The 14158-nt window shown below is 52.0% G+C and carries 11 protein-coding genes; 9 read left to right on the top strand and 2 right to left on the bottom strand.

Annotated features, from left to right (window positions below):
• The first annotated feature begins 17 nt into the window (after positions 1 to 17).
• From aroKB to H8K47_RS07830, 7 genes are all read left to right on the top strand, one after another.
• Positions 18 to 1694, top strand: a complete 1677-nt coding sequence (gene aroKB, locus H8K47_RS07860; RefSeq protein WP_186880848.1) for a bifunctional shikimate kinase/3-dehydroquinate synthase AroKB — start codon at positions 18 to 20, stop codon at positions 1692 to 1694.
• Positions 1695 to 1696: 2 nt separating this feature from the next.
• Entirely contained in the window at positions 1697 to 2839 is a 1143-nt protein-coding gene (locus H8K47_RS07855) for a deoxyguanosinetriphosphate triphosphohydrolase (RefSeq protein ID WP_408057858.1), read from the top strand.
• A gap of 13 nt (positions 2840 to 2852) precedes the next feature.
• Entirely contained in the window at positions 2853 to 3566 is a 714-nt protein-coding gene (locus H8K47_RS07850; RefSeq protein WP_186880847.1) for a DUF4197 domain-containing protein, read from the top strand.
• 377 nt (positions 3567 to 3943) lie between these two features.
• A complete protein-coding gene (locus H8K47_RS07845; protein ID WP_186880846.1) occupies positions 3944 to 5101 on the top strand; it encodes an ABC transporter substrate-binding protein in 1158 nt (385 codons plus the stop codon).
• Between the two features lie 231 nt (positions 5102 to 5332).
• The gene (locus tag H8K47_RS07840) at positions 5333 to 6223 is read left to right on the top strand and encodes a branched-chain amino acid ABC transporter permease (protein WP_186880882.1); all 891 of its coding nucleotides are present in this window, start codon (positions 5333 to 5335) and stop codon (positions 6221 to 6223) included.
• A 9-nt stretch (positions 6224 to 6232) separates the two neighbouring features.
• Positions 6233 to 8191: a branched-chain amino acid ABC transporter ATP-binding protein/permease gene (locus H8K47_RS07835; RefSeq protein ID WP_186880845.1), complete on the top strand. Its 1959-nt coding sequence runs from the start codon at positions 6233 to 6235 to the stop codon at positions 8189 to 8191.
• A 10-nt stretch (positions 8192 to 8201) separates the two neighbouring features.
• The gene (locus H8K47_RS07830; protein ID WP_186880844.1) at positions 8202 to 8930 is read left to right on the top strand and encodes an ABC transporter ATP-binding protein; all 729 of its coding nucleotides are present in this window, start codon (positions 8202 to 8204) and stop codon (positions 8928 to 8930) included.
• Positions 8931 to 9009: 79 nt separating this feature from the next.
• Here H8K47_RS07830 and H8K47_RS07825 read toward each other — a convergent pair whose 3' ends face one another.
• Positions 9010 to 9549, bottom strand: coding sequence for an acyloxyacyl hydrolase (locus H8K47_RS07825; RefSeq protein WP_186880843.1), 540 nt, complete (start codon positions 9547 to 9549; stop codon positions 9010 to 9012).
• A 123-nt stretch (positions 9550 to 9672) separates the two neighbouring features.
• On the opposite strand from H8K47_RS07825, the gene H8K47_RS07820 reads away from it, so the two are divergent.
• Together H8K47_RS07820 and H8K47_RS07815 are read left to right on the top strand one after the other, a co-directional pair.
• Positions 9673 to 10620, top strand: coding sequence for an NAD(P)-dependent oxidoreductase (locus H8K47_RS07820; RefSeq protein ID WP_186880842.1), 948 nt, complete (start codon positions 9673 to 9675; stop codon positions 10618 to 10620).
• Positions 10621 to 10839: 219 nt separating this feature from the next.
• The gene (locus H8K47_RS07815; RefSeq protein ID WP_186880841.1) at positions 10840 to 12516 is read left to right on the top strand and encodes a long-chain fatty acid--CoA ligase; all 1677 of its coding nucleotides are present in this window, start codon (positions 10840 to 10842) and stop codon (positions 12514 to 12516) included.
• A gap of 58 nt (positions 12517 to 12574) precedes the next feature.
• Here the strand turns inward: H8K47_RS07815 and H8K47_RS07810 are convergent, their stop codons facing one another.
• A complete protein-coding gene (locus H8K47_RS07810) occupies positions 12575 to 14158 on the bottom strand; it encodes an alkaline phosphatase D family protein (protein WP_186880840.1) in 1584 nt (527 codons plus the stop codon).

The following is a 14158-nucleotide window of genomic DNA, read 5'->3' as shown; positions in this document are numbered from 1 at the left end:
GCTATTAAAGAAAAGTTGTGTCAAATAATATCTTTTTAGTAGGATTAATGGGCTCCGGTAAGACCACAGTCGGCCGGGCCCTGGCAAAAAAACTCAATAAACGCTTTATTGATTCAGACCATGAAATCGAGGCGCGAACTGGCGTCTCGATTCCTGTCATTTTTGAGATTGAAGGCGAAGCCAGTTTTCGGCAGCGTGAAGCTGATGTCATCCGTGACCTGACTGCGCAAGACAATATCATCCTGGCTACCGGTGGTGGCGCGATTCTGAACCCCGAAAGCCGGCGTTTGCTGGAGCAACGTGGTACCGTAATTTATCTGCGGGCGAGCATACACAGCATCTTGCAACGTACCCGTAACGATAAGAACCGACCCTTATTGCGTACTGCGGATCCGCGCAAAAAATTGGAAGAACTGGAAGCGCAGCGCCATCCCCTGTATCAGGAAATTGCCCACGTTGTGATAGAAACTGGTCGACCCAATGTGCAGCATCTGGTACAACATATCCTTGATAAACTTCCCACTCCCGGTCACGATGTGCCGCAACTGACGGCGACAGCTATGAATAATTCCGTATCCCCTATAAGTTCTGCTTTGAGCAACAATGCCGGTATTCAAACCTTACATGTCAATCTGGGGGAGCGCAGCTACCCCATCTATATTGGCCAGCATCTGCTGGATGACACAACTATTCTGACGCAAGCGATACAAGCAAAGCGCGTGGTGATCGTGACGAATACCGTTGTTGCACCGCTCTATCTGTCTGCTTTGCAGCAGCAGCTCCAGGGTATCGGTAAGACTGTCACAGCCGTGATATTGCCGGATGGAGAAGAGCATAAGCATTGGGCAAGCCTGATGCAGATTGTTGATCATTTGCTGGAACAAAAATGTGACCGTAAAACCTGCCTGATCGCTTTGGGTGGTGGTGTGATCGGTGATATGACAGGTTTCGCGGCTTCTGCTTTTATGCGTGGTATCCCTTTCGTGCAGATACCGACTACGTTGCTGTCGCAGGTCGATTCTTCGGTAGGCGGTAAAACGGGTATTAATCATCCTTTGGGCAAGAACATGATAGGCGCGTTTTATCAGCCACAGGCAGTACTGGCCGATACCGCGACACTCAATACCCTGCCTGACAAAGAATTGTCGGCCGGCCTGGCCGAAGTGATTAAACACGGGGCCATTATTGATATGGATTTTTTTTCCTGGATAGAAAAAAATATCCAGGCATTACGAGCTAAAGATCCGGCTGCACTCGCCTATGCCGTAGTACGCTCCTGTGAAATCAAGGCTGAGGTTGTGCGCCAGGATGAGCGCGAAGGTGGTCTGCGTGCCATACTAAACTTTGGTCACACTTTTGGCCATGCGATTGAATCTGGTATGGGCTATGGCAATTGGCTGCACGGGGAGGCCGTGGGTTGCGGTATGGTGATGGCAGCAGATTTATCCTGTCGTCTGGGTTATCTGGATTTTGTGTCGCGCACCAGGATTAAACAATTGGTGGAAGATGCAGGCTTGCCGGTCACCGCACCGGACCTGGGTATAGAGCGCTGGCTGGATTTGATGGAAGTGGATAAGAAAAATGAAGGAGGGCAGATCAAGTTCATACTGCTCAAGCCCCTTGGGAGTACTCATATTACATCTGCACCCAAGGACAAATTATTAGAAACTTTAAGTCATAGTATCCTGCCCTGACGATGATGTTTTCCGACACGCATTTAGCTAGTTATGCCGCCCAGTCTGCGAATTCGCGAGGGCGGCTTTTTATTGAGCCAAGTTCCGACACGCGCAGTGAGTTTCAGCGTGACCGTGATCGCATTATTCATTGTTCCGCTTTCCGCCGGCTGGAATATAAAACCCAGGTCTTTGTGAACCACGAGGGGGATCTATTCCGCACCCGCCTCACGCATAGCCTGGAAGTGGCTCAGATCGGTCGATCAATTGCGCGTAATTTGCGCTTGAATGAAGACCTGGTTGAGGCCATTGCATTGGCGCATGACCTGGGTCATACGCCTTTCGGTCATGCGGGTCAGGATGCCTTAAATGCCTGTATGCAGGACTATGGGGGCTTCGAGCACAATCTGCAGAGCTTACGCATCGTCGATGCATTGGAAGAGCGTTATGCAGCATTTAATGGCTTGAATTTGTGCTTTGAAACACGCGAAGGCATACTCAAGCATTGCTCGCTCATAAATGCACAACAACTCGGTAATCTGGGTTTGCGCTTCATCGAAAAAACACAGCCTTCTCTGGAAGCGCAATTGACGAATTTGGCAGATGAGATTGCGTACAATAATCACGATATTGATGATGGAATACGCTCAAACTTATTGAGTGAGCAGCAGATGATGCAAGTTAGTTTGTATGCGCAGCATCGTCGAATAGTGGAAACGATGTATCCTGGAATTCAAGGAAGGCGTGCCATATCTGAGACGATACGGCGTATGATCAATACGCTGATTACGGATCTGATCTCCACGTCGCAGATGCGTATTCTGGACGCAGCGCCGAAGACGATCGATGATGTCAGAGCTGCTCCAAAACTGATCGCATTCTCGGATGCGGTACACTTGCAAGCCAGCGAGTTGAAGCAATTTTTATTTCAGCACTTGTATCGCCACTATCAGGTGAACCGCATGACATCGAAAGCACGGCGCGTGGTGCGTGAATTGTTTGATGCCTTGATGCAGGAACCTGGTTTGCTGCCGCCTGATTATCAGGCTCAACGCCAAGATGATACACAGGCACAGGCCAGAAAAATTGCTGATTATATTGCCGGTATGACCGATCGCTATGCGATGCGCGAACATCGTCGCTTATTCTCTATCCATGAAAGTTAAAGCAGGAGTTCTTATGAATTTATTTTCAAATGCCAACACAAAAAAAGCCGTGAAAACCTTATTTGTGACTAGCTTGCTGGCAGGCAGTTTCAGCGTCAGCGCACTGTCATTCAGCGATCTGAGCAATCAGGATGCAAGTGCCGGACTAAAAGCGGCTCTCGATAAGGGGTCGGTGGCCGCAGTTGCTAAACTGGGTGTGGAGAACGGTTTTCTGAATAACGATAAGGTCAAAATCCAATTGCCCGGTTTGCTGGAACAAGCCAGACCAATATTGAAGATGACAGGTAAAGGCCAACAGTTAGATGACCTCGTGGTTTCGATGAACCGTGCGGCTGAAGCCGCGGTTCCTATGGCAAAACCCTTGCTGGTGAACGCAGTCAAATCGATGACGCTGACTGATGCGAAAAACATTCTGACCGGCGGTGAAACCTCGGTGACCGATTTTTTTAAGCAAAAAACAGCCACACCGCTGGCGCAACAATTCCGCCCAATTGTGAAAGGTGTTACCGATAAAGCGGGATTGTCGGCGAAATACAATAGCGTCATGGGGCAGGTGCAAAAGCTGAGTGCAGTTTCTGATCAGGAGGCTACGGTCGAAGGCTACGTCACACAAAAAGCGTTAGATGGTTTGTATTTGATGATTGCTGAAGAAGAGAAGGCGATACGTCAGGATCCACTTGGAGCTGGTAGTAAGGCGATCAGTAAAGTGTTCAGCTTGTTGAAGTAGTTTACTTTGCTTGTAGTCAAACTGTCTCGCGTACCCAACCCGTCATTGTCAGGCGGGGTTTTTTATTTTTTTGTAGTTTTATTTGTCGTGATAGCGCCAAAGCACTGAGCAAAGACGAATTGGATCTAAGCCGGAAGCAGACAGAAAAAAGCAGATAGTCAAGCCGAAACTGCTCGTGCTTGTATGTTCGCCTAAGGTGTGAAAGGCTGGTTTTTAACTATGTGCGTAGTTTCACTTAAGTAGATCTTGTTGCAATGCGACATGAAGATTTCTGTTAATTTGTCGTGAATGCATATTCATCGAACAGCCAACCAAAAGAGCTTGCGGGAAAAATGCAATGGTAAGTCGTAAAACAACACCAAACTTTGGAGACCGACATGTCCTACAAAATGAAATCCCTGATTGCTGCTGCCTTAGTTAGCTGGTCTGCTGCCGGTATGGCAGCTGAACCGATCAAAATCGGTGTATCTGGCCCATTCACTGGTGGTTCAGCACCTATGGGTGTATCTATGCGTGATGGCGTCAAACTGGCTGTGGCTGAGATCAATGCGAAAGGCGGTGTGCTGGGCCGTCAGATTCAATTGGTAGAACGTGATGACGAAGCTAAAAATGAGCGCGGTGTGCAGGTCGCGCAGGAGCTGATTAACAAAGAAAAAGTGGTTGCTACTGTAGGCTATATCAACACTGGTGTGGCGCTCGCTGCGCAGCGTTTTTACCAGGAAGCCAAAATTCCTGTGATGAATAATGTAGCGACCGGCAGCGTGGTGACTAAGCAATTTCTTCCACCGGATCACAAGGATAACTATATCTTCCGCACTGCAGCCAATGACACCATACAATCGGCCATGATTGTGGAAGAAGCAGTCGGCAAGCGCAAATTCACCAAGGTTGCGATTCTGGCAGATTCTACCAACTATGGACAGCTGGGCCGCGAAGATCTGGAAAAAGCACTGGCGGTGAAAGGCGTGAAGCCGGTTGCAGTCGAAAAGTTCAACATCAAGGATGTGGACATGACGGCCCAGTTGCTCAAGGCGAAGCAAGGTGGCGCGCAAGCCGTGCTGACCTATGGCATAGGCCCTGAGCTGGCGCAAATCGCCAACGGTATGGAAAAGCTGGGCTGGAAAGTACCGATGATAGGCAGCTGGACGCTGTCTATGGGGAACTTCCTCGACAACGCCGGCAAAAACGGCGATGGCGCTACGATGCCGCAGACCTTTATCCAGGACCCGAATACGCCTAAACGTAAGGCATTCATTGAGGCCTATCAAAAATCTTATAAAGTTGAACGCATTCCTTCTCCTGTCTCTGCCGCGCAAGGCTATGACTCGATCTACCTGTTGACCGCAGCTATTCGTCAGGCTGGCTCCACAGAAGGTGAAAAAGTCCGTGAGGCTTTGGAAAACCTGAATGAAAAGGTTGAGGGCGTCGTCACGACTTATAGCAAACCATTTACCCACGACGATCACGAAGCGATTAAAGCCGGTATCCCGGTCATGGGTGAGGCTAAGAACGGACACATCGTTCAGTCCAAATAAACAGCTGGTTTTTTCCTGGTATTTTCCTTGTGGTGCAGACCGCTGATTGTTGGCGGCGGTCTGTACTGACTCATCATCACATCTGTTGTGCAGCTTCGGCCTGAACCTGATATGGCTTTGGGCTGACAACAGATGTTGAGAGGCGAGGGCGCAGCAGCCTGTCCACTGTTCAGACTGTGGCAAAAGCTGGATGCTGGCGCGCTTGTCCTCATTTACTGTCGGGTACAGAAAATGGAAATCCTGTTACAACTTGTGTTTAGCGGTATCGCGCTGGGCATGATATACGCAGTCATCGCTTTCGGCTATCAGCTCACTTTTGCCACTTCCGGCACACTGAATTTTGGGCAGGGCGAATCGCTGATGCTGGGCGCGCTGGTTGGGCTGAGTCTGGTTGGTCAGATACATGGCGGGTCGTATATGAATTACTGGCTGATGATACCGCTGGTGATCGTATTTGGTGCTTTGCAAGGCATGGTGGTCGAGTGGATAGGTGTCCGCCCTGCGATCAAAATCAAATCCGAATTTGGCTGGATTATGTCCACCATTGCGCTCGCGATTATCTTCAAAAATGTCGCTGAAAATATCTGGGGTAAAGACGATCTGACTTTCCCTTCGCCCTTGTCAGCTGCGCCGTTCCAGATTTTCGGTGCCAATGTACAGGCGATGCAAGTCGTGGTGGTGTTGGGCGCGCTGGCGATGATGCTGGCAGTTGAAATGTTCAACCGCAAATCCATCTACGGCAAAGCCGTAGTGGCAACTTCAAACGACCGTGACGCTGCCGGACTGATGGGGATTAACACCAGCATGGTGATTACGTTTTCCTATGCCTTGTCATCTGCTACTGCGGCGTTTGCCGGTGTGCTGGTCGCACCATTGACACTGACCGGCGCCACCATGGGGTCTGCACTGGGGTTGAAGGCATTTGCGGTGGCGATTATTGGAGGCCTGACTTCCGGTGTCGGTGCGATTGTGGGGGGGCTGATACTTGGCATTGCCGAAACGCTCACCGGATTTTATATCTCTACCGGTTACAAAGAAGTGCCTGGCCTGCTGTTGCTGTTGCTGGTACTGGCGGTGAAACCTGCCGGTTTATTCGGTAAAGCAGCCATCAAAAAAGTATAAGGAGCCATCATGCGAAACAAGAGCTTCCTGTTGGGGCTGGCCGGAATGGCCGCGCTCGGACTCTTCCCTGTGTTTGTACACAATCCCTATTACCTGCATTTGGCGGAAACCATCCTGATTTACGCCATCCTGTTGTTTGGACTCGATATCGTGGTCGGTTATACCGGTCAGGTATCTCTGGGTCATGCCGGTCTGTTTGGCATAGGTTCCTACACTACGGGGGGGCTGGTGTTTAAGCTGGGTTGTCCGGTGTTGCTGGCGCTGCCAGCCAGTATCGCGGTGACGGCTGTCTTCGGCGCCTTGCTGGCACTGCCCGCATTGCGTGTAACCGGGCCGTATTTGGCGATGGTGACGCTGGCTTTCGGTACCATCATCCAGATTCTGATTAATGAGATGACCTTCCTGACGGAAGGACCGATGGGTATCAAAGTCGCCAAGCCGGTTTTGTTTGGGCAGAAGCTGGGAGAGGTCGGGCATTTTTATCTGGTTGCCGGCCTGATGGTCGTGGCACTGATCGTGGTGCATCGTATCCTGCGTTCGCATTTGGGGCGTGCGTTTCAAGCCTTGCGTGACAGTCCGATTGCTTCTGATTGTATGGGGGTGTCGGTATATCGCTACAAGGTCTATGCCTTTGTGATCAGCGCAGCGCTGGCGGGTCTGGCCGGGGCTTTGTATGCGAGCTCTGAAGAGTATATCTCCCCCAATACCTATAACTTTGAGCTGACCATATTATTCCTGCTGGCGGTCATTATGGGCGGCCGCAAGAGCCGTATCGGTTCTTTGCTGGGTGCCTTTATTGTGGTGATGTTACCGTCCCTGCTGGCGGATATTGATCTGTTCCGCAAAATCGCGACCGTTGCTGCAGTTGCTGGCGTGGCGGGTTCAGCCTGGTTGCTGGTGCAGGGGCGTAAGACTTTGCGGGAAGTACTGGTGCCTGTGCTGGCAACTGTCGGGATGGCAGCGTTTTCCTACAAGCTGGAAAACATCACCGACTGGCGTCTGACTATCTTCGGACTGATGACGCTGTTCGTGGTGTATTACCTGCAGGATGGCATCGTCGGTTTTGTGCAGTCTATATTGGGTAAGGGGCCACGTCATTTATTGGCGCATAACGACGCTACGCAACTCAATGACAAACTCGCCATCACCCAGGCCAGTGAGGAGCGCATCGGCGTCTTGCTGAGTGCTCGTCAGGTGTTGATGCAGTTCGGCGGCCTCAAGGCATTGAATCAGGTGGACCTGCAGATTGCGAAAGGCAGTGTGCATGGCTTGATCGGTCCGAATGGTTCCGGTAAAAGCACCATGATGAATGTGCTGACCGGGATTTATCAGCCGACCGATGGTGTGGTGGAATTTGCCGGTAAAGCGATTTCTGGCAATACCCCATCCGCAATTGCACTCGGCGGTGTAGCGCGTACTTTTCAGAATGTGCAGCTGTTCGGCGAGATGACTGCCACCGAGAATGTGCTGGTCGGTCTGCATAACACATTCCGTAGCAATATCCTGGATGTGATGCTGCATACGCCGCGCTATCGACGCGAGGAAGATGCAGCAAGGGCACGGGCTGCCAGCATTCTGCATTTTGTTGGCTTGTCTGATCTGGCCAATGAAGAGGCGCGCAATCTGCCGTATGGTAAGCAGCGTTTGCTGGAGATAGGGCGGGCATTGGGTTTGAACCCGCAATTGCTGTTGCTGGATGAGCCAGCCGCAGGTTTGACTGCTCCCGATATCAAGGAGTTGGTGGCGATCATCCGCAAAATCCGCGAACACGGCATCACCATCATCCTGATAGAACACCATATGGATGTGGTGATGTCTATTTGCGATACCGTGACGGTATTGGATTTCGGTCAGAAAATCGCGGAAGGGCAGCCCGCACAGGTACAGGCCGATCCTAAAGTGATTGAAGCCTATCTTGGTGGCAGTGTCAGCGAAGACCTGGCTGCCGCATCCAACAGCGCAGCCTGAGGAGAAAGCGATGCTGAGTATACAAAACTTACATGCTGCCTACGGCAAAGTCCAGGTCTTGCATGGTATTTCACTGGATGTGCCTAAGGGCAAAGTCGTCACGCTGATAGGATCGAACGGCGCCGGTAAAACCACCACGATGCGGGCGATTTCCGGCATGATCAAACCGAAAGAGGGCACGGTCACGCTGGCTGGCAAAAATGTGACTGGCATGGATTCACATCAGATCGCACGCGCTGGTCTGGCCCATTCGCCGGAAGGCAGAAGAGTATTTGCCACCATGTCGGTGACAGATAATTTATTGCTGGGTGCATTCCCGCGTTTCACGCGTTCCCGGCCACGTGGCGACATAGAACATGATCTGCAAAACGCGATGGAATTGTTTCCTCGTTTGCGCGAGCGGCGTCATCAGCTGGCGGGTACTTTGTCCGGCGGCGAACAGCAAATGCTGGCGATGGCGCGCGCCGTGATGCTCAATCCCGAAGTGATTTTGTTAGATGAGCCATCAATGGGGCTGGCGCCTATCCTGGTGGATGAGGTGTTCCGGATTATCCAGCGACTCAAGCAAGAGGGCAGGACCATGTTGCTGGTCGAGCAGTTTGCAGCTGCCGCGCTGGCGGTGGCTGACTACGGTTATGTATTGGAGAATGGCCGGATTTCTGTGCATGGCCCGGCCGATAAATTGCAGAATGATCCTGCGGTGCAGGCCGCCTATCTGGGCGGAGGTCATTCACACTAAGATGCAGGCAGGGCTCATGCTCTGCCTGCATATCGGGGGAAGCGATGCGCGCTGTCTGGCGCGCATCGTCATTCCGTCGTCAGAACGGATAGGCGACTCTGACTACGGCGACGTTAGCACCCGGATTCGGGCGCTTGATCGCACCATTCGAAAAATGCTGGACTTTCAGACCGACATCCAGACCGCTGGCGAATACATAACCAGCACCCAGATGATCGCCAAACTGGAAGGCGGTAGAAAAACGACGGCCGTTATTGTTATACACGTGGCTGAATAAATGCATGCCAATCCCCGCTTCTGCATACACGCCTTTTTTACTGGATTGCTGCCATCTGAAGACCGGAGTGATCCCGATATCAGTGATGTTTTGGGTTGCACCGGCAACTCCTTGATAGGCATTATTGCGCCATTGCGTCAGTGTCGCATCCCAATAGCCACCGACAAAGCTGTTATTTGACTTTAGCCATTGCTCATCCCAGTTCCATTGCAGTCCGCCACGCACAAACTGTGACTTATTGCCGCTCGCGAATTCTGCGGAATAGGAATCAATGGCTGATGCGCTGGCGCTGGCGAGCAGACCGGCAGCACCGAGCAGGAATCTTTGTGTTAGTGTTTTCATGAAATGAGCAGGGCTAGAGTTAACAATCAGTAAAACAGTAAGACTAACACAAATTTAGGCCTCACTTTTGGCGCAGCCACCAGGAATCAGCGCCAGGAACGAACGCAAGGAGGGAGAGCAGGAATGGAACAGACGAAGCTAAATTCAGACACAGCGATCAGGCCGCGCCGTATCGCCTTACTGGGTACCGGACTGATGGGGCAGCCCATGGGCTTACGCTTGCTGGCCGCCGGACATCAGCTACATGTCTGGAACCGTACACCCGCCAAAACCAGCGTGCTGGTGCAGCATGGTGCCGTGCTGGCCAGCGATCCGTGTTGTGCCCTCAGTGATGGTGAGTGGCAGGCGGAATGGATGATTACCATGCTCGATTCCGGGCCTATTGTGGCAGAGGTACTGGAGCAGACTATACCGGCCTGGCGTAAGGGAATGTGCGTGATCGACATGAGTTCAACCCGCCAGTCTGAGGCATTGGAACTGAGTGCACGCTGCGAGGCTCATGGTCTTGCATTTGCTGATGCGCCGGTTTCCGGCGGTGTAGCGGGAGCTCAGGCCGGAACGCTGGCGATCATGGTGGGGGCGCATCCTGCCGTTTTTGCGGAACTTGAACCTGTGCTGCAGGCGATGGGTCGACCAGCCTTGGTGGGGCCACCGGGTTCAGGACAGTTAGCCAAACTGTGCAATCAGCTGATCGTAGGTGGCACCATACAACTGGTGGCTGAAGCCTTATTGCTGGCGCAGGCCGGTGGTGCTGATCCGGCCGCGGTAAGAACTGCGTTGCGTGGCGGTTTTGCTGAAAGCCGCATTTTGGAGTTGCATGGACAGCGTATGCTGGAACGGAATTTTATTCCCGGCGGTCAGGTGAAAACCCAGGCCAAAGATATGCGCAATATTCAGGCGGCAGCTGCCGACGCAGGATTACAATTGCCCGCCACCAGCCTGATCGCGCAGTTGTTCGCAGAGCTCGAAGCATATCGTGCGACCGCCGATCATTCAGCCGCACTAATACATTTAGAACGACTTAACCCTGGATTACGACTCGGCGACGCTGCGGATAAGCTGGCAGAATAAGTTTGTAAAATGCAAATACAGTTGACCATGGCAGCGGATTTGTGCGGTGCAGCGTAGCTTAGAGGGGTTTTTCAACTGAATTCTAAAATGCTTGCCTTGCCAGCACTAAGTCGCTAGCATGACTCTGGAGGATGTTGCGCTCAATAAAAAGTACGGACATGCTTTTCTATGTCCAAATACAAACGTTTCATACAATAAAAATCAGCGAAGAGGAGAGTTATGGACAAGTTTTGGCTTAAATCCTATCCAGAAGGGATTCCGGCAGACATTAATGTCAATCAATACCAGTCACTGGTTCAGTTATTGGAAGAATCGTTCAAGAAATTTGCGGATCGCAAAGCCTATGCCTGCATGGGCAAATTCCTGACTTACGCACAGGTCGACCGCATGTCACAGCAAATCGCTGCATGGTTACAGGGACAGGGGCTGCAAAAAGGCGCGCGTGTTGCCATCATGATGCCTAACGTGCTGCAGTATCCGGTAGTGATGGCTGCTATCTTGCGTGCCGGTTATGTCGTGGTGAATGTGAATCCGCTGTATACGCCGCGTGAACTCGAGCATCAGCTGACGGACTCCGGTGCGGAAGCAATTTTTATTCTTGAAAATTTTGCGACCACCTTGGAGCAGATACTGCCAAAAACCAAGGTCAGGCACATTGTGATTGCCAGCATGGGTGACTTGCTGGGCGGACTGAAAGGCACACTGGTCAATTTCGTCGTCCGTAATGTAAAAAAGATGGTGCCTGCGTTCAGCCTGCCGACCGCGATTCGTTTTAATCAGATGTTGTCTGCTGCTGCAGGTCAGCGTTTCCAGCCTGCGACGCTGCAACCGGGTGACGTCGCCTTCCTGCAATATACAGGTGGAACTACCGGCGTTTCCAAAGGTGCGACGCTGTTGCACAGCAATGTGGTCGCCAATATTCTGCAAAATGATGCCTGGCTGCGCCCTAGTATGTCTGGCCATGAGAACGAAGCTAAAGTTTTTGTCTGCGCGTTACCGCTTTACCATATTTTTGCGCTGACCGTTTGCAGCTTGCTGGGGACCCGCATCGGCGCAATGAATTTGCTGATTCCTAATCCGCGTGACATTCCGGGTTTTGTCAAAGAATTGCGTAATTACCGCGTCAATATTTTCCCGGCGGTGAATACGCTGTACAACGGTTTGCTGAATAATCCTGACTTCGCCTCACTCGATTTTTCTGGCTATGAAATCTGCAGCGGTGGCGGTATGGCGGTGCAGAAAGCGGTGGCCGATAAGTGGCTGAAGGTCACTGGTTGTGCGATCGCCGAGGGGTATGGTTTGTCAGAAACCTCGCCGGTTGCAACGGCCAATCCTGCCAATACCAAGGAATTTTCCGGCACCATCGGTTTGCCTATTCCATCGACAGAAATCGCGATTCTGGATGACGACGGTAATCGTCTGCCCTTAGGTCAGCCTGGTGAAATTGCAATTCGTGGGCCGCAGGTGATGGCGGGTTACTGGAATCGTCCGGATGAAACCGCGAAGGTGATGACGCCGGATGGCTTCTTTAAAACCGGCGACGTCGGCATCATGGATTTCCGCGGTTACACCACCATCGTCGATCGTAAGAAAGACATGATTCTGGTATCTGGTTTCAATGTGTATCCGAATGAAATCGAAGGTGTGGTGGCGCAGCACCCTGGGGTACTGGAATGTGCGTGTATTGGTGTGCCGGATGCGAATTCCGGTGAGGCCGTCAAATTGTTCGTGGTGCGTAAAGATCCTGCACTGACCGTCGATCAGCTGATGGATTATTGCAAAGAGCAGTTCACGGCTTACAAAAAACCAAAGTACATAGAATTCCGCATGGAACTGCCGAAAACGAATGTCGGTAAGATCCTGCGCCGTGAATTACGTGATGAGAAAAAAGCGTAAACCGGACTGAGCATCGATCAAAAAGGCAGCTGCGGCTGCCTTTTTTACATACCGGGATTCACGTGCCGACAATGCCGGGTTTGCCGTGTTCGACCACAAAAGATTTCAGCACTTGAATACCTGAGTCAGCCTTACTCACATCGTCCAGCGCCAGGTATTGGGTCGTCATGCTGGTGGCATTGATGTCGCTGACCATAAAACCGCGTTTATCACTGCGCCCATAGACCAAATGCGGATTATCCTGCACGATCTGTTCGGTTTGAGATTGTGGTCGCGAATTCGAGGTCACTGAGGTACCACAAAATTCGGTCGCAATCACCGGATTGCTGGCTGAGGCGGGCTGATGGAGATCTCGCGTCAGGTTAGCTGCATAAAACGTGTGCACGTCACCTGACAGCAGGATCGGATTCAGATTCTGATGGCGATGCAAACTATCGAGCAAACGCTGACGTGCAGCGGGGTAGCCATCCCAGCCATCAGTCCAGATCGGGCTGTCGCCTGTGGACTGGCTGGCGGCACTATGTTTGCATGGAGAGAATAAGGTCTGCTGTGCCAAAATATTCCATTTGGCATTTGAGTTTGCCAGACCTTGGCTCAGCCAGGTTTCCTGTTCTTGTCCCAGCATGGTGCGGTTGCCCAGACTCAGTTCCGGGCAGGCATTCGGACTGACCAGGCGTGATCCACCACGGTCAGCGGGGGTACATGCCTGGTAGCTGCGGTATTGACGGTCGTCCAGTACATGAAAACGTGCCAGTCTCCCCCAGTCAAAGCGTTCGTAGATGCGCATATGCGCGAACTGCGAAGGATGGACTGTGACCTGATGCAACCTGACAGGCATATGCTCATAGAAAGCCTGATAGGCGGCAGCACGTCTTTGCAGAAATTGTGGATTCAGACGCTCATCGCGGTCATTTGCATAATCATTCGCCACTTCATGATCATCCCATGTGACTATCCATGGTGCGCAGTGATGTGACATTTGCAGCAAGGGATCGCTTTTGTACTGCGCGTAGCGCGCACGGTACTCGCTAAGGCTAAAACTTTCGATATCACGGCGTCGCGGTCTGGCCGGATGCTTCAGGTCATACGGGCCCCATTCATAGATATAATCACCGAGAAAGGCGATCAGATCCGGATTGGCGGCGGCGATATGATGATGTGCCGCGTATTCGCCGAATTCCCAATGCTGACAGGAGGCGACCGCCAGACGCAGCTTACTCAGGCTGTCGTTATCCGGTGCGGTCCGGGTGCGCGCGATGGGGCTGATCGCAGCACCATGCATAAAGCGGTAAAAATACCAACGGTCCGGACTCAGTCCGGTGACATCCACGTGTACGCTGTGACCCAGCTCAGGCAAGGCAAATACCTCACCCTGGCGGACAATGCGTTTGAAATGGATGTCCTCCGCCACTTCCCAGTTGAGCTTGTACACCAGCGGTGGCAGTGGCACGGCATTGAGCGGATCGGGCAACAGACGGGTCCACAGTACCACGCTGTCATGGCGCGGTGAACCGGAAGCGACGCCGAGTGAAAAAGGATAACTGGAAATCTGCTCAGCAGCATGACTGGGAAAGGCTTGCGATAAGGCAGCAAGCGTTCCCAACTGCAGCACGCGCTGCAGAAAAAGGCGGCGGGTTGGCAT

The sequence above is a fragment of the Cognatundibacterium rugosum genome (assembly GCF_014284365.1).
GTDB classification, from domain to species: Bacteria; Pseudomonadota; Gammaproteobacteria; order Burkholderiales; family Burkholderiaceae_D; genus Undibacterium; species Undibacterium rugosum.
Note: the sequence above shows the minus strand (reverse complement) of the source record. Positions and strands in the feature narration are given on the sequence as shown.

Coding starts and splice junctions, on each gene's coding strand:
- H8K47_RS07855 (WP_408057858.1), top strand. CDS start 1,697: ATGATGTTTTCCGACACGCATTTAGCTAGTTATGCCGCCCAGTCTGCG.
- H8K47_RS07850 (WP_186880847.1), top strand. CDS start 2,853: ATGAATTTATTTTCAAATGCCAACACAAAAAAAGCCGTGAAAACCTTA.
- H8K47_RS07845 (WP_186880846.1), top strand. CDS start 3,944: ATGTCCTACAAAATGAAATCCCTGATTGCTGCTGCCTTAGTTAGCTGG.
- H8K47_RS07840 (WP_186880882.1), top strand. CDS start 5,333: ATGGAAATCCTGTTACAACTTGTGTTTAGCGGTATCGCGCTGGGCATG.
- H8K47_RS07835 (WP_186880845.1), top strand. CDS start 6,233: ATGCGAAACAAGAGCTTCCTGTTGGGGCTGGCCGGAATGGCCGCGCTC.
- H8K47_RS07830 (WP_186880844.1), top strand. CDS start 8,202: ATGCTGAGTATACAAAACTTACATGCTGCCTACGGCAAAGTCCAGGTC.
- H8K47_RS07825 (WP_186880843.1), bottom strand. CDS start 9,549: ATGAAAACACTAACACAAAGATTCCTGCTCGGTGCTGCCGGTCTGCTC.
- H8K47_RS07820 (WP_186880842.1), top strand. CDS start 9,673: ATGGAACAGACGAAGCTAAATTCAGACACAGCGATCAGGCCGCGCCGT.
- H8K47_RS07815 (WP_186880841.1), top strand. CDS start 10,840: ATGGACAAGTTTTGGCTTAAATCCTATCCAGAAGGGATTCCGGCAGAC.
- H8K47_RS07810 (WP_186880840.1), bottom strand. CDS start 14,158: ATGCCAACCCGCCGCCTTTTTCTGCAGCGCGTGCTGCAGTTGGGAACG.